The following is a 16086-nucleotide window of genomic DNA, read 5'->3' as shown; positions in this document are numbered from 1 at the left end:
ACAGATCGACGTGTTCGTTTCCTTCTGCTTGGGTCATCATGTTATGGGGAATATCCCACACATCATCAAAACAGACATACCAAGATTTAGGCTGTAACTGAACTGCGGCGTTAAATAACTTTTCGTGTTCTCGATTTCCTACAGCGCGATCGCTTTCACTCGATACAATTAACATTGGTGCAGCCTTTTGAGTTTGGGCTTTTTCTAATACCTCCGTTCCCATATCCAAAAAAACTCGTAAAGCTGGCATGGCAAAACCATCATAACCAAAACTAGCTATTTGGGGGTCTTGCCACCATTCAAAATAGATATTAAAAATTCTGACAAATAGATCGACGACTTTATTACTTCCACTTAAATACGGAGCAAATATTAAAGTCTTCTTTATTAGCTCGGGATATTCTAAAGCTAACCATGCAGCTAAAGTACTCCCACCAGACAAACCACCAATAATAATTTCTTTGCCTTCAGAGCGAGCAATTTCTAACCAATGACAACCAAATTCTTGATAAATTTGGGGATCTTCTGGTAGTGGTGGCGGATTATCTCCATTCCATTCACCTGCAATACCATGTCCTGGTAGTAAGGGAATTAGAACGTGATATCCGGCTTGATAAAATGCTCTACTTATGATAGCAAATTGTTCGGGAACTGCCGTAAATCCATGAAAGAAAAGACAAACTTTTTCACTATTCGGCTGGATTAAAAATTGCGAGCCAGTCGTTTCTGCTATCAATGATAGGTTGCTCTCTGTAGCTTGAACTTCACGGGCGATCGCTAATAACTTATTGGAATATTCAGACATTTTTATGAGTTAGAAAAGTTACGACTATTTTTGTACTTCTCCGCGAATCGTCGATTTCATTGGCGATCGCTCTTGACAAAATAAGTTAACTGGAACTTGCCAATTAAAGTAATTTCGCGTCGATTTGAGGCAGCTAGAAACCTCTTCAGCTCTAGTAATAATTTTTCTGAGTTCGCTATAATCAGGAATTTCACCCGTAGTATATTTAGCTTTAGCTTTAATTTCTGCATTAGCGTTGAGCATGGCTAGTTTGATGAACTCTCGATCGAAATTCAAAAGCCGAGGCGATAAATAAACTCCCACACCAGGAATTGGCTTACTGATATAAATAACTCGCAATGCTGGGTCGTCTTTAATTGAGGTATACTGACCAGCACCAATATCAATTTTTCCAGTCTTAACTAAATTTATCGCTTCTCTAGGGTGGTAGCCTCTACCAATTTTAAGTGTTTTGCCATATAGAGCATAAATTGGAATGAGAAAAGTTAGGGCTGATGCGGAACTACCTAAAGCAATTGTCGTGTTTGGTTGGATATCGGCAATAGATTTAATCTTACTATCAGCTTTAACAAATAACGCTGCTCGATCGTAAAGTGGTCGGTTGGGGTACATGACAGCAATGCCAGTGTAGTTATTATCCTCAGCTGCTATGGAAAGTACTGGAGAACCAGTAAAAGCAATATCCCAATCTTTGAGATCGAGGCGATCGCGAATTTCTGGAAAAGGCGTATTGCGATCGACGATTACTCGAACGCCTAATTGCTCCTGTAAATGGGTAGCTAAAGCCTGATAATCTTCTATTGGAGAGGTAGCACTCACTCCAATTTTCAGCGGTTGTGCCTGCAAGTCTCGATAGCAATTCATCCAAAACCTTTTTTCCCCGACGGCGCAAGGTTGCACCCAGCGCCAGATACTCAGTATGCTACCAGCAATGACCGTGGTAGATGCAAAACCAATCAGCGACCATAGAATTATCGTTCTGCCAGGAGAGTAAGGCATCTCAGAGCAAATGTAATAGAATACACAAAGCCGATTGTTCAATTGAGTTCCCCCACAAACAGACTAAGCTTAGCCTCTCTCAGTTCCTTAATTGGTCATTGGTCATTTGTCATTGGGTTTTTTCTCCCCCAGCTCTCTTCCCCTGCTCGTGCGCTCCCTGCTCGTGCGCTCCCTGTTAACTGACAACTGATAACTGTCTTTAGGATGAGCGATCGCGCTTAGATTGTCACGACTATAGAAATAGGAATACACGGCATTCTCGTTTAAGTTCTGAGACACGCGACTGAGTATATTTCTAGCGTCATTGGAATTTCACAAATGACCAATGACAAATGACCAATGACAATTTGTAACATTGATGCAGACAACTACGAAACCTTCCACAACGAAAGCTTGGGCAAAAGCGATCGCCCAACCCGCAACAGAATTCTCTCCCACTCCCCTACCTGTCATAGCTGGAGAAATCCCCTCTAATTTACGCGGAACTCTTTATCGCAATGGTCCCGCCAGATTAGAACGGGGTAGAATGCGGATGGGACATTGGTTTGATGGTGATGGGGCAATTCTCGCCATCCATTTCAATTCCCCCCTTTCTAAGGGGGGTGAGGGGGGATCTCATTCCCCCGTTTCTAAGGGGGGTGAGGGGGGATCTGCCATCGCCTCATACCGCTACGTGCAAACTGCTGGCTACCAAAAAGAAGCCATCGCAAATCGCCTACTTTATGGTAACTATGGGATGACAGCCCCAGGTGCGTTCTGGAATCGATGGTTGAAGCCAATCAAGAATGTGGCAAATACCTCTGTTTTACCTCTACCAGATAAACTCTTAGCATTGTGGGAAGGTGGTAAACCGCACGCCTTAGACTTGCAGACTTTGGAGACAAAAGGCGAGGACGATTTATCTGGATTAAGTAATGGTTTACCTTACTCTGCCCATTACAAGCGCGATCCGCACACAGGAGAAATTTTCAACTTTGGGATTAGCCCTGGAATTAACGCCAAACTGAATCTCTATAAAAGCGATCGCACGGGTAAAATTCTGCAAAAAGCTACATTTACCTTAGATGGCGTACCGATCGTTCATGATTTCGTCCTAGCAGGACAGTATTTAGTCTTTTTCGTGCCTTCAGTCAGGGTAAATGCGTTACCCGTGCTGTTAGGCTTGAGTTGTTACAGCGATGCGATCGAATGGCAGCCTCAACTCGGTACTCAGTTTCTCATCTTCGATCGCGAAACCCTTACCCTTGTCAGTCGCGGCGAAACCGAACCTTGGTATCAATGGCATTTCGCTAACGGTTACGTCGATCCTAGCGGTACGATTGTCGTGGATTTGGTGCGGTATGAAGACTTTCAGACCAATCAATATTTAAAGGAAGTGGCAACGGGACAAACTCATACACCTGCACCCAGTAGTTTATCGCGAGTTCATTTGAATCCGAAGTTGGGTAAGGTGACGGCGATCGAGCAAATTTTAGATCGCAGTTGTGAATTTCCGATCGGATTACCTCATTTAATTGGGCAAGCTGCTTCCCCTACTTTTCTCTCCGTCCATCGTTCGGGGGTAAATATCGGTGCAGAATTGTTTGGCGCAATCGCTAAATTTGACTCGCAAACTCAATCTCTGACGGTTGCAGATTTTGGCGAAAATTGCTACCCAATGGAACCAATTTTTGCCCCCGATCCGCAAAATTCCGCCTCTGGTTGGATCGTCACGGTAGTCTATGACGGAAATCGCGATCGCAGTGAGGTCTGGATTTTCGATAGCGATCGCTTAGATGCACCACCTGTTTGTAAATTGGAGTTACCTAGCGTCGTACCGATGGGATTTCATGGGGCGTGGCGACAAGCGTAAATTTTGTTGGATTTAATGTCACGCAGAGACGCAAAGGCGCAAAGATCTGAAATGGTATAACATTCAAAGTCTAAAATTCAACATCCAAAATTGGGATCATGACTTATTTTTGGTTTAAAGCGTTTCATCTGGTTGGCATTGTTGTTTGGTTCGCTGGGTTATTTTACTTGGTGCGGCTATTTATCTATCATGTCGAGGCTGACGAACAGCCGGAACCCGCCCGTACGATTCTCAAGAATCAGTATCAATTGATGGAAAAGCGACTGTATAGCATTATTACCACTCCTGGGATGCTGGTGACAGTCGCAATGGCAATTGGATTACTGACGACGGAACCGGAAGTCCTGAAACAGGGATGGTTGCATGTCAAGTTAGCATTTGTCGTACTGCTATTGGGCTATCACCACTACTGCAAACGGCTGATGCGACAGTTAGAAAAAAATGAGTGTAAGTGGAGCAGTCAGCAATTACGGGCGTTGAATGAAGCCCCAACTGTGATGTTAGTGGCGATCGTATTGCTAGCCGTGTTTAAAAATAACTTACCTACAAATGCTACCGTTTGGGCAATTTTCGGCATGATTGTGGCAATGGCAGCAACAATTCAACTTTACGCCAAAAAGCGGAGGTTGGATAAAGAGAGATTAATGGCACAAGTACCGCAAGAGTGATTGATGGTGGGCAATGCCCACCGACTTTCTAGCTTTGGGTAGATCTACGGTTACGCAGGTTTTGCCTCTACAGACAGAGTAAAATTGCGTACATAACTGCAAACATTACGGAGACTCTTATAGAAGTCAAAATTTATGTGTAGCAATGTTTCAACTTCTGTTGCCTCGAAAAGGCGATGAGCTATTCTAAAAAAAGTCTAAAGAAAACCTTAATTTTTTATTTGTTATGTACGCAACCGAAACCCGCAACATGAATTCAACCATCCTACGGCAGCTATGGTCTGCGGTAGAACATACTCAAAGCAGCATTCTACTCAGACTGAGTGACTCGGAATTGGTCTCGCACTTGATCTCAGAACTTGGCAACCAGCAACCCTTAGATCGAGAAGCGATCGCGAATGTGAGTACTTACTTGCGCGGGAAAACGTCTTTGATTCGCGACCTCGCTCAATCGCGTTCGTTCTAGTCGAGAATTCCTATTGTTCGTATCGTTGCATTAGTCACTTTTTAGCACTAGAAGTACTGCCAGTTATAAATTCACCGCACCACTCCGTTCAATTGACCCTGGCAAAGTAGTACAATCTTTTAAAAACATTTTTACAAATCAATACAAATTTTCAGATCGCGTTGCATCCAGTTGCATTTATCCGCGATTGCGTTTCTCAATGTTGCGGCTATGTTGCCTTCCTCTGCACTCTCAATCCTTTTCTACAGGGTGAGCCAATAGAGTTTGATGAATATTGTTCAATAACTCTTCCATAGAGATAGAGGAAGGCAGGACTTTAGTTGCGATCGCCCCCAATGCGCGCTCGATCGACTCCAAATCAGATGCTACGTTCGCGTTACCCAAATTGTGCATTTGCTCTGAAGGTAGCGATCGCCCTTCTGACTCTAAGTAAGCGGGAAATTGCTCTCTAACTTCATTTTGGGTAAATAATCGCTCCATAGCGATGATAGGTGGTAATTTCTGCTGCTCTAAAGTTGCGATCGCCGTGCAGGCTTTCTCGACTTGTTGCATCTCTCCCAAACAAACGAGCATCAGATCGACGTTTTGTTGTTGAATTTGCTGCTGCACTTCCTCCCAAGTATGCGGCATCACGACTCGAAAACCAGCTGTTTGCAAATATTGAATTAAAGCTTGCAACCACTCCGCCCGCAACGATACGGCAGAAGCTTGAGTATTGTAGCTGTGTTCGTCAGACAAATCATCCAAATTAGCAATATCCAAAACTAACACGCTATATTCCCAACTCACGCCTGCTGCCATGTGTAGAACGGATAGTAATACTTCAGCTGATGGCTCTGGCGGAATTGTCAAACAAGGAAATATATTGAGTTGCTCTATTTGACTCGCAACTTGAGCGATCGCGGCATCTAGCGTCACGATGGGTAAATCTGCCAAGCTAGGATACTCGGTCAACTGTTGCAAGAAATCGAGGGGTTCGCAGATCGCCCGCTCCAGTAAAATGACATTTGGTCGCCAAATCCGCGCTAGCAATGATGCTTGCTCTAAGTCATCGGCTTCGAGAACGCGACAGTGATTTAGAGATGATTCTAAATGGTTGACATCGCCCCTGGCTAAAAGTTCGGTGTTGGGAGTCACTAATCGTAAAATCGTCAGCTGTTTGTACTTTTGGACGCGCTGCGATAATTCGACCTGAGAGTAGGTCACTGGCGCGCCGCACAAACGAGTCATCACCTGCTGCAAGACTTGCTGCTGTACGGGTAAGCTGATAAATTCGTCAGCCCGGTGGGAAAGAGCTTGATTTTTCTCGGCTCTTGTGGTAGTAACGACGATTGGAATCTGACTCGTGGCTGGATCGGATTTGAGCAAAGTCAGTACATCCCAGCCAGAGAGTAAAGGTAGTAAGGGATTGATAAATATAATTCCTGGCTGCAAACGACGGGCTTTTTCTAACGCCTCAGTTCCAGAACGAGCGATCGCCACCCAATATCCCAAACTCGTCAGTTGTTCTGCCAAGTCTTCAATAAATCGGGGTGCAGCCTCCACAACCAGCACCAAATGCCGATCGGGAGCTGGAGAAACCAAAGACCCCAGAGCAAAGTTGCTTTCTCCACGTCCAGGTGTCCGGCTCTGAGCCGCCAGTGCGTTGTTGCCAGTAGGGATATTAGCGAGTGACTGTCGTTGTAAATTTGCGGACGTTCTTCCCACCTGCTCCCCAGCTTCCCCAGCCTCTCCAGCTCCCCCAGATCTCTTCTTCGGCGGCGTAGGAGCTAGCAACAGGGTAAATTGGCTGCCTTTACCTTCTTGAGACAAAAAGCTGACATCACCACCATGCAGCCGTGCTAAGGCTCTGGTTAAAACCAAACCCAGACCCGTACCTTCAAATTGGCGCGTCAACGGCGTTTCCAACTGTTGAAATTTCTGAAAAATTAAGTGTTGTTGGTGTTCGGGAATGCCAATTCCTGTATCCCAAACTGTAAAGGCAATCCACCCCGCCCAATAGCTGACTCGCAAACCGATCTCTCCGCCGGATGCCGTGAATTTGAAGGCATTTGCCAATAAGTGAACCAGCATCTGACGCAGGCGCAGTTCGTCCGCCACAACGATCTCTAACTCGGGTTCGATCGCTAAGGTAAAGCGATGTTCGAGATGACTGTCTGTCCCTGCCTCTACCACAGCAGTTTTGTTGTTTTTCGGGCTAAAGGCAAGCCGAGCTTGCTCGACCGCACGTTCGCATACTTTACGAATGTGGACTGGTTCGAGGGTTAATTCTAACTGTCCTGTCTCCATGCGGGTCAAATCTAAAATGTCATTGACCACGCTCATTAAATGTCGTCCATTTTCGTGAATTAGCCGCGCGTAGCGTGCTTGACGCTCGTTGAGTTGTCCTAGTGCCTGATCTTTTAGTAAGGTAGATAGCCCCAGCATTGCTGTTAGGGGTGTCCGCAACTCGTGACTGATACAAGCAAGAAATTCATCTTTCAAGCGATTGAGTTGAATCAAATCGGCATTTTTGGCGGCTAGTTCCGATGCCATCTGTCGCTGTTCTGTCACATCTGTAGCCATCAACAACCAAATTCGCTCGGATTGCTGTTGGCGGCTGACGACTGACATTTGTAAAGGAATTTTGAGAAATTGCCACACTCGGTCTTGCCCCTGTTGTCCGGGGCAAATACAGATACACGTCCCTTCTTGTTCTCCCTGCTGGCAGTAGCGTATGATGTCGGAGTCTGCTGCATCGGGTGTGGATAGTAAAGAGACTTGCTCCTGTAGTGCAGTGAGACTGAAGTGATGAGTTGTTGCCTGCCAATCGCTTAACTTGGCGCGATCGACTTCTCGACTAACTTCGGTAACTTCTGCTGTTGCCGATTCCAAGTCAATTACCGATTGCTGAGTTCCCGCCACATTCAAAATTGCTTCGACTTCTTGCCGAATTGCTTCGGGATTGCCCATGTTACCAAATTGCCGATTCCAGGCAGGATTCTGGGCGATCGCTTCGCCCAGGCTCGTTTGTAACATCAATGGTAAGGGTAATCTTTCTAGCAGTTGGACGATCGGGTCGAGTTGCTCTGGCTCGATGCCGCGATCGATGGTTGCTTTGAGTAAAGTTGTTTTTGCTAAACGATCGCGCTTTTTGGTTCTCGCGGCTGCGGCTAAAACTTTCCAGAGCTTTGTTTGCTCCAATAGCCCTAAAAACTTTCCCTCAGCATCGACGATCGCAAAAGTCTGCTTGATGTCGCTGGGTTCGGGACGGGAATCTGAATATATATACGATTGGAACTGTTCTAGGCTAAACTCATTTGGTAGCTTTTCTATAGGTTCTAGTATGTGAGCGGTTGCTTTGGATAAGGATTGCTTGGCATTCTTGCTATTGCTTGTTGCTGCCAACCAGTGGGGGAAAAATTGCCGCAGATGTAGCACTCCCAGGGGAGATCGTTGCCGATCCAACACAATCAGGCGATCGCTTTGCTCCTGGCTGAAGATTTCCCATGCCATAGCCAAAGTAGCTGTCTGTAAACAGCTAGGGACAGTCTCGATAAAGTCACCTAAGTTGTACTTGGACTTTGACATGAGCTAACAAAGTAGTGAGTGGGGAGAAAGCAAAAATGCGGTACTCGATCCACGAATTGAACGCTTGGCGCTGCCATCTTTGGCTCTAGTGTTTTGCTGGATAGATAATTGAATCTAAAACTGCCAAGCAATAGAGACTTTCGATTACAGTTATAGCTCCTTTAGCAACAGAGCTACGCATATACCAGTTATAGTCTCTCAAACTGAAGTTGTGGAAGGAAAGGCGCACGAGAAAACGCTATAATGTTTTAATTTAGTTTAATTAACTTCATAAAAGTAACGGAACTGACACCTTTCTTGAACTCTGGAGATATGAATGCTGACTTAGTAGCGAGCAATCGAACTATCTCCACTGGAGCAATCTAGAATCTTTTTTACTCTATTCTGTCTGCTGTTGCCCATAAACAAACAAATAATTTTATTTTTTGTCGTCTCGATTGTTTGATGAACTCATTATGACTAGTAATGCACTGACCGAGCGCGCGGCTTCAACCTCAATTTCTTTTTGATGGCGATCGCTCGATCCCCTCCTAGATCGCAAAGCAGTTAAATTGAACTACCTGCTTTTTTTTAGTCGAATTGCAAATCTAAAAATAGTATTAAGCAATCCATATAATGCTATGTAACATGACTGCCTTGCTATTAGCTATTTCCCTCAGAGTAATTGCCAGTTAACTGCATGGATGAACATCACCTCGGAAAACGCCAAAGCTTATCACAGCAGATGACACTGAATCGAGATCGGGAGTTTCTACAGCAACTAAAAGCTGATTATTGTCAAATCTTGTTGCGTTATTTTAATAACGATAATACAGTAAAACAACAGATCGATCGATTTATTAATGTAGCTTTTGATGCTAAAGTTCCCGTGCCTCAGATTATTGAAATTCATATGGAATTAATTGACGAATTTTCCAAGCAGTTGAAGCTAGAGGGGCGAAATGACGAAGTGTTGCTAGACTATCGCTTGACTCTAATTGATATTTTGGCTCACTTGTGCGAAATTTATCGCACCTCCATGTCTTGAGCAATCGATGTATCAATTAAACTTTGATAGCATAATAAGTGGTCAGATTTTACTCCAAACAACCTCTGCGTCTTTATCTATGAACGCGCCTAAAAAAACTTATGTTCTAAAGCTGTATGTAGCTGGGAATACTACTAACTCTATTCGGGCATTAAGAACGCTCAGAAACATCCTAGAACAAGAATTTCAAGGAGTCTATGCCCTAAAAGTAATTGATGTGCTGAAAAGCCCTCAACTGGCAGAGGAAGATAAAATTTTAGCTACGCCAACGCTTTCGAAAATCTTGCCTCCGCCTGTACGGAAAATCATCGGAGATCTTTCCGACCGAGAAAAAGTTTTAATTGGCTTGGATTTACTCTATGAAGAACTTGCTGAGGCAGAGGCACTTGAGGAGTGATTTTCCAACTTCAATATGGGATAATCTTTCAGTAAAATTGGCTTGTTATAAAAAATAAACTAATTTTAATTTAGTCTTAATTTGGTTTAATAACCCTTTCATTCTAAAGCGATGAGCGAAATCACTTCCAGCGGTAAGCAAAATAAGATTAGCCCAAATGGGACAGGCGTGCAAAAGATTCGCACCATGATTGAGGGGTTTGACGATATCAGTCATGGTGGCTTACCACTAGGGAGAACCACTCTATTTAGCGGGACTTCGGGGACTGGTAAAACTTTATTTTCCGTACAATTCTTGTACAACGGGATACTTTTTTTTGACGAGCCAGGTGTATTCGTTACTTTTGAAGAGTCTCCCAGCGATATTATTAAAAACGCCTACAGTTTTGGCTGGAACTTACCAAAACTCATTGAGGAAGGCAAGCTGTTTATTTTAGACGCTTCGCCCGATCCAGAGGGACAAGAGGTCATTGGGAACTTCGACTTATCGGCGTTGATCGAGCGGTTGCAATACGCTATCACTAAATATAAGGCAAAAAGGGTAGCGATCGACTCGATCACGGCAGTCTTTCAACAGTATGAAGCGGCTTCCGTCGTTCGGCGGGAAATTTTTCGCTTGGTTGCCAGACTCAAGCAGATTGGTGTCACTACGATAATTACCACCGAACGCACCGAGGAGTATGGCGCGATCGCCTCTTTTGGTGTAGAAGAGTTTGTCGCTGACAACGTGGCGATCGTGCGTAACGTTCTAGAAGGGGAACGCCGTCGTCGCACGATGGAGATTTTAAAGCTGCGTGGCACGACGCACATGAAAGGAGAATATCCGTTCACAATTACCAACGATGGAGTGAATATCTTTCCCTTGGGTGCAATGCGCTTAACGCAGCGTTCTTCTAACGTGCGCGTCTCCTCCGGCGTGAAGACGTTGGATGAAATGTGCGGCGGTGGTTTCTTTAAAGATTCGATTATTTTGGCAACGGGGGCTACTGGTACAGGTAAGACGTTACTCGTCAGTAAGTTTCTGGAAAATGGCTGTCGCAGCGGCGAACGAGCAATTTTATTTGCCTACGAAGAATCTCGCGCTCAATTGTCACGCAATGCTTATTCTTGGGGAATTGACTTTGAAGACTTAGAGAAAAAAGGACTGTTAAAGATTATCTGTGCTTATCCTGAATCGGCAGGATTGGAAGACCATTTACAGATTATTAAATCAGAAATTGCTGAATTTAAACCAGCTAGAGTGGCGATCGACTCGCTTTCAGCTTTAGCAAGAGGAGTTAGCAACAATGCTTTTCGACAATTCGTCATTGGCGTAACTGGTTTTGCTAAACAAGAAGAGATCACGGGTTTTTTCACCAATACTACCGATCAGTTCATGGGAGCGCATTCAATCACAGAATCCCATATTTCTACAATTACAGACACGATTTTATTACTGCAATACGTAGAAATTCGCGGGCAAATGTCGCGGGCAATTAACGTGTTTAAGATGCGCGGTTCCTGGCACGATAATGGGATTCGCGAGTATACAATTAATGCTGACGGTCCTGAAATTACCGATTCCTTTAGTAACTACGAGGGAATCATCAGCGGCTCTCCCAGTCGCGTTAGTACAGATGAAAAAGCAGAGTTATCGCGAATTGTCAAGGGATTTCAAGGTGGCGAACCATAGTTGACTACGATCTTTAACCGAACCAATGCGAAGGTTCTACACTACATTGATATGGTTCGGGGATGTGACAGCTGACCCAATCTGCTTTATCCTGTAGGACACAGCAAATCCCTTGATGAATTAAATTTTCGATCTGGATGCGATACTCCGCGCGATCGCCAGGAAGCCTATAGGTTAGAAAAGTTAAATCGCGATCGTCTACTGCACTAAAAGCACAAGGAATCCGACTGAGGACGTAAGCAATTAACTCTTGCCGCAAATCGGGATTAGCAAAAGCTTGACAGTGAGGATAGGAAGGATAATTATCTAAAACCGCCTCAATTTCTGCTATTAGTGCTTGATGGGTTAAATTAACTAATGTTTTCGGCATATTTCATCCCCCATTTCCCAAGCGAAAGTATATTTTGGTAAAATCTATTTCTTTTGATAGGTGCAAAGCGATCGCTCAATTGTGTAAATCGATTTAGAATGGTGAGTAGAATTATATAAACTCTGTTCTTAAACTCGTTACTAAGTCTGAAAACCCTCTTGCAGCAAATCGCTCTACCTCTCACTTACAATTATTTCAATGCCAAGATTTTCTAGCACGAATCTATACAAAACTCAGTAAAATATTTACTCAGCTTAATATACAAGTGAGTGGAGAAGAGAAAAATTTTAGAAATAATTGACAGAAATTAAAGTTTGAGATTTGTCCAATTTTCTTTAGTTTAAGCTTATTTTTAACTCAAGATTCGCGATCCCCGCTCGGAAATAACATTAAATAATATCTATCTTGAATCGAGATTATTCTAGAGCGATCGCCTGTAAAAAGTTAGATCCAGGGAGCGCTCGCCCCTCTATTTGACGATTAATCTCTGTCGCTGCTGCTATACCGGAATGCATTGCCCCCTCGACAAAATTTCCGCCACACCAATCACCGCAACAAACTAAAGGTAAGTTAGTTTCAGTAGATAAATAAGATTGCACTAAAGGACGACTGGGGAAAGCGTAGCGCCAGCGATGAACTTGTATCCATTCCGGTTTGGCTAACCAGGGAAGCAAACATTCAGAGGCTTTTGCTAATAACTCGTAACCAGCAGCTTGTAAATCGGAAGTTTCTAAATAACGCCGAGCAAAATCCGCACTACTTTGCACGACAAAAACTTCGGAATTACCAGTTTTTTCGACTCGTTTGCTACTATCCCAGCCAACCCAAGCGAGAACGGGATTGTCAACAAAACTCACTGCTTGCCAATCCGGTTGTGGTTCCAATTGAGATGAATATCCAGCCATGACACTCAAACACGGATTAAATTCTACAGAACGCAGTCGATCGCACAACGTAGAAACAGTAGAAAGCTCGGTTAATGGCTCCAATATTGCTAAAGCTTGCGGTGCGGGAATCGCAAAAACAACAGCTTTAGCTATGACTTCTGACGGTCGGTTAGCAGTAGCTTCAGGACGAGCAGATTCTAAAGATAGCTGCCAATGAGAATTATGGTAAGCGATCGCCTCTACCCTTTGAGAACGCCAAACTTCCAAACCTTGTCCTAAAAACTTCGCGATCGCATTCATTCCCGCCGGTGCAACGTAACGGAATTCGGAATTCTCTGTCCAGACTTGAAGAATATGGCGATCGCATAACAATTGGACAAATTGCTGCATTAACTCGCCTTTTGGCTTTAAGTAACAAGTCCCGTGATCGGCGAGAGTATCATGCAAGCGGCGCGTGGCGATTCTGCCTCCCAACCCCCGCGATTTTTCCAAAATTAGCACGTTATATCCAGCTTGGTGCAACTGCTGAGCGCAAACCAAGCCAGCCATTCCAGCCCCAATTATAGCAATGTCGTACATAAGAATAGGGAGTAGGGAGTAGGGAGTAGGGAGTAGTGAGACAAGGAGGATAAGGGAGACAAGTCGCAAGTCGCAATTCACTAACTTCTGACTCCTGGTTCCTGGCTCCTGACTTGGAGAATTCCGACTTCCGCGCCGAACGACTTTTTTCCCTCGCTCCTCGCTCCTCACTCCTCACTCCTAAATTTTGAAATTTGACTTTTGACTTTTGACTTCCCCCTTCCTCTTCACTTTAGAAGTAAAATAGCGATCGTGAGTGACTGTTGCTGGACTTGCGGGAGGACGGGATTTTGGATGAACTGAGAGCGGCATTGGAACTAGCTACGGAAGAAGAATTACAGCATTTAACCCAACTGTTATTTCGCCGTAAGTTTAATCCCCTAGATTACGTTCACACTCCCGAACCAATTGATGTCCAAAGCTTAGACAGAGAAGCGTGGTTAGATACGCTAGAAGAACGATTCCGCTATTTAGCTGCAGATGGAATGACTGTGTTGCGTGGAGACACGAACAAATTTACCTACAGACAAGCTCTGATTCAAGTTTGTCGCTATCTCAAAATTTCTTACTCCACGGCGCTGAGTACCACCGATTTAGAGGTAGAAGTCTTTTTAAATCTCTTAGGACGGACGTGGAAGCGTCTACCTGCCTCAGAAAAGCAACAACTGACAGCACGGGTACAGCGATCGCTAGCAGCGTCTTCCCCGTCACAACCGCTACCGCTAACCATACAAAAAGATCCGATGTCTTTGCTGGTCAAAGGTGGTAGTGCGATCGCCGTTAGCTCGATTATCCAACCAATACTGCTCAAACAGATCGCCCAGCAATTTGCTTTGCATTTTGCCAGCTATCAAATGGCTAAAGAAGCTATCGTTCAAGGTGGTGCAGTTGCAGCAGCTCAGTTTCAAAATTACGTCACGCTGAAAACAGCCCAGCAAGGTATGGCGGTAAGTGCAGCTAGGTATGGAGCAGTAAGGGGAGCATTTACCTTTCTAGGACCGATTATGTGGTCGTGGTTTCTCGCCGATTTGGGTTGGAGGGCAATCTCAACCAATTACGGTCGCGTTATTCCAGCAGTCTTTGCCATAGCGCAAATTCGCCTCACCCGTGCTGAATGTTGGGAAATGGCATAAACAGTCAATAGTTGACGGTCAATGGTCAATGGTTGACTACTATTAACTATTAACTATTAACCATTGACTATTGACAATGACTCTTAAAGACCAACGCCTACACAATGCTTGGAACAGCATCCAATTAGGGCTGCTACTGTTTCCGTTACTACCTTTGGTAGGAGCGATCGCTCTGCTATGGGCACAATTTGTCATTTGGCGAAAACAGTATCGCACAATTTTCCGCAGGCGACTCAATTGGGTACTAATACTCTTAAGTGGATGGTTAGTGGTAATGAGTCTGTTCGCTTATTATCGCCAGGATGCTTGGTTGGGTTTATTTAATTTCGTGCCATTTTTTGGCTTATTTGTAACTTTTAGCGTCTTGTTACAGACACCAGCTCAACTCAGACGATTAGCACAAATCTTAGTATTCACATCCGTACCGATAACGATCGCGGGCTTTGGTCAACTATATTGGGGCTGGGCAACTCCGAAAGCGTGGCACGATATTTTAGTGACATTGGGTTGCGCGATCGTCCCTCAAGGTAATCCGCCTGGTCGAATGACTTCTATTTTTATGTATACCAACGTCCTTGGTGCTTACCTAGCGATCGCTTTTATTCTCTCGGTGGGATTGTGGATTGAAAGTTTTGAAAAGTTGGGAGTCGGGAATCGGGAGTCGAGAGTCGGAAGACAAGGGAAAAAAGGGAGACAAAGGGCATTTAAGAGACTCAGAGCAGCAATTACCAATTACCAATTACCAATTACCAATTACCAATTACCATTGATTTTAGGTTTAGTTGTCGTCGCGAATCTGGCAGCTTTGATTTTGACGAATTCTCGTAATGCTTGGGCGATCGCCGCGATCGCCGCGATCGCTTTTGCGGTGTATCGGGGTTGGCATTGGTTACTGGTGGGAGTGAGTGCGATCTCGACGGCTATTTTTGGCGCAGCTTTTTCACCTCCACCCCTGCAACAATGGCTGCGGCTTATCGTTCCCGCTTACTTTTGGCAGAGGTTAACAGACCAACTCTACGTTCGTCCAGAAGCAACGCTGAGAACGACACAGTGGCGGTTTGCCTGGAATTTGACCCTACAGCGCCCTTGGACGGGTTGGGGGTTGCGGAATTTTCAACCTCTCTACATGGCACAAACGCAAACTTGGATGGGTCACCCACACAATCTATTTCTGATGCTGACAGCGGAAATTGGTCTTCCAGCAACCATCATTTTTTGTGCTTGGATCGGCTGGATTCTGTTTCAATCGATTCAATTCTTAGCTAAGAGATCTCCCGACTCCCGTACGGGCGGGTTTCATCAAAAAATTATTCCTTCTTTGACAAATATCCCGAATAAACCCGCCCCTACCAACTCCCGACTCTCGCATAACAGCGATCGCCTCATTGTTTTCACTTATCTAGTGGCTGTTTGTGCTTGTCTGCTTTTTAACACTACAGATGTCACTATATTCGATGCCCGTCTCAATACTCTGTTCTGGATTCTGTTGGCAGCGATCGCTGGAGTTACACAGCGCTTTCAAGAGCCGCTTCTACCTTAAGACTGGAAATTTTTACCTTAATTTACATCCTATCGTCTCGAAATTATAAAATTAGTATAATAAAATACAATTTGCCTGCAAGTAGAGCCATAGTATCTATCAATGTCCATACATTGATATAG

At 44.5% G+C, this 16086-nt stretch carries 14 protein-coding genes; 8 read left to right on the top strand and 6 right to left on the bottom strand.

Annotated features, from left to right (window positions below):
• The 3 genes from ACRC32_RS06505 to ACRC32_RS06495 all read right to left on the bottom strand — a co-directional run.
• The coding region (locus tag ACRC32_RS06505) for an alpha/beta hydrolase (RefSeq protein WP_438553223.1) at window positions 1-805 on the bottom strand (805 nt) is incomplete at its 3' end.
• Window positions 806-829: 24 nt separating this feature from the next.
• Window positions 830-1804 carry a phosphate/phosphite/phosphonate ABC transporter substrate-binding protein gene (locus tag ACRC32_RS06500; protein WP_438553222.1) on the bottom strand — a complete coding sequence of 325 codons (975 nt, stop codon included), beginning with the start codon at window positions 1802-1804 and terminating at the stop codon, window positions 830-832.
• Window positions 1805-1906: 102 nt separating this feature from the next.
• Window positions 1907-2083 carry a hypothetical protein gene (locus tag ACRC32_RS06495; RefSeq protein ID WP_438553221.1) on the bottom strand — a complete coding sequence of 59 codons (177 nt, stop codon included), beginning with the start codon at window positions 2081-2083 and terminating at the stop codon, window positions 1907-1909.
• 79 nt (window positions 2084-2162) lie between these two features.
• On the opposite strand from ACRC32_RS06495, the gene ACRC32_RS06490 reads away from it, so the two are divergent.
• The 3 genes from ACRC32_RS06490 (at window position 2163) to ACRC32_RS06480 (ending at window position 4790) form a co-directional block, all read left to right on the top strand.
• Window positions 2163-3656, top strand: a complete 1494-nt coding sequence (locus tag ACRC32_RS06490; RefSeq protein WP_438553220.1) for a carotenoid oxygenase family protein — start codon at window positions 2163-2165, stop codon at window positions 3654-3656.
• A gap of 98 nt (window positions 3657-3754) precedes the next feature.
• Window positions 3755-4324, top strand: a complete 570-nt coding sequence (gene hemJ / locus ACRC32_RS06485; RefSeq protein ID WP_438553219.1) for a protoporphyrinogen oxidase HemJ — start codon at window positions 3755-3757, stop codon at window positions 4322-4324.
• A 226-nt stretch (window positions 4325-4550) separates the two neighbouring features.
• Complete coding sequence (locus ACRC32_RS06480) at window positions 4551-4790, top strand: hypothetical protein (RefSeq protein WP_438553218.1); 240 nt, start codon at window positions 4551-4553, stop codon at window positions 4788-4790.
• Between the two features lie 231 nt (window positions 4791-5021).
• Here the strand turns inward: ACRC32_RS06480 and ACRC32_RS06475 are convergent, their stop codons facing one another.
• Window positions 5022-8360 (bottom strand): ATP-binding response regulator, encoded by a 3339-nt coding sequence (locus ACRC32_RS06475; protein ID WP_438553217.1) that lies wholly within the window; start codon window positions 8358-8360, stop codon window positions 5022-5024.
• 679 nt (window positions 8361-9039) lie between these two features.
• Here ACRC32_RS06475 and ACRC32_RS06470 point away from each other — a divergent pair.
• From ACRC32_RS06470 to kaiC, 3 genes are all read left to right on the top strand, one after another.
• Window positions 9040-9387: a hypothetical protein gene (locus ACRC32_RS06470; RefSeq protein WP_317107841.1), complete on the top strand. Its 348-nt coding sequence runs from the start codon at window positions 9040-9042 to the stop codon at window positions 9385-9387.
• Between the two features lie 79 nt (window positions 9388-9466).
• The gene (kaiB, locus tag ACRC32_RS06465) at window positions 9467-9784 is read left to right on the top strand and encodes a circadian clock protein KaiB (RefSeq protein WP_438553216.1); all 318 of its coding nucleotides are present in this window, start codon (window positions 9467-9469) and stop codon (window positions 9782-9784) included.
• 111 nt (window positions 9785-9895) lie between these two features.
• Complete coding sequence (gene kaiC / locus ACRC32_RS06460) at window positions 9896-11455, top strand: circadian clock protein KaiC (protein WP_438553215.1); 1560 nt, start codon at window positions 9896-9898, stop codon at window positions 11453-11455.
• A 13-nt stretch (window positions 11456-11468) separates the two neighbouring features.
• On the opposite strand, the gene ACRC32_RS06455 is transcribed toward kaiC, so the two are convergent.
• Window positions 11469-11825: a hypothetical protein gene (locus ACRC32_RS06455; protein ID WP_438553214.1), complete on the bottom strand. Its 357-nt coding sequence runs from the start codon at window positions 11823-11825 to the stop codon at window positions 11469-11471.
• A gap of 416 nt (window positions 11826-12241) precedes the next feature.
• Entirely contained in the window at window positions 12242-13291 is a 1050-nt protein-coding gene (locus tag ACRC32_RS06450) for an NAD(P)/FAD-dependent oxidoreductase (RefSeq protein ID WP_438553213.1), read from the bottom strand.
• 290 nt (window positions 13292-13581) lie between these two features.
• On the opposite strand from ACRC32_RS06450, the gene ACRC32_RS06445 reads away from it, so the two are divergent.
• Both ACRC32_RS06445 and ACRC32_RS06440 read left to right on the top strand, forming a co-directional pair.
• Complete coding sequence (locus ACRC32_RS06445) at window positions 13582-14424, top strand: YaaW family protein (RefSeq protein WP_438553212.1); 843 nt, start codon at window positions 13582-13584, stop codon at window positions 14422-14424.
• A gap of 76 nt (window positions 14425-14500) precedes the next feature.
• Window positions 14501-15964 (top strand): O-antigen ligase family protein, encoded by a 1464-nt coding sequence (locus ACRC32_RS06440; RefSeq protein WP_438553211.1) that lies wholly within the window; start codon window positions 14501-14503, stop codon window positions 15962-15964.
• The last annotated feature ends 122 nt before the right edge of the window (window positions 15965-16086 follow it).

It is taken from the genome of Chroococcidiopsis sp. (assembly GCF_051657925.1).
In the GTDB taxonomy this organism is placed as follows: domain Bacteria; phylum Cyanobacteriota; class Cyanobacteriia; order Cyanobacteriales; family Chroococcidiopsidaceae; genus Chroococcidiopsis.
This window is presented reverse-complemented; position numbering and strand designations above follow the sequence as displayed.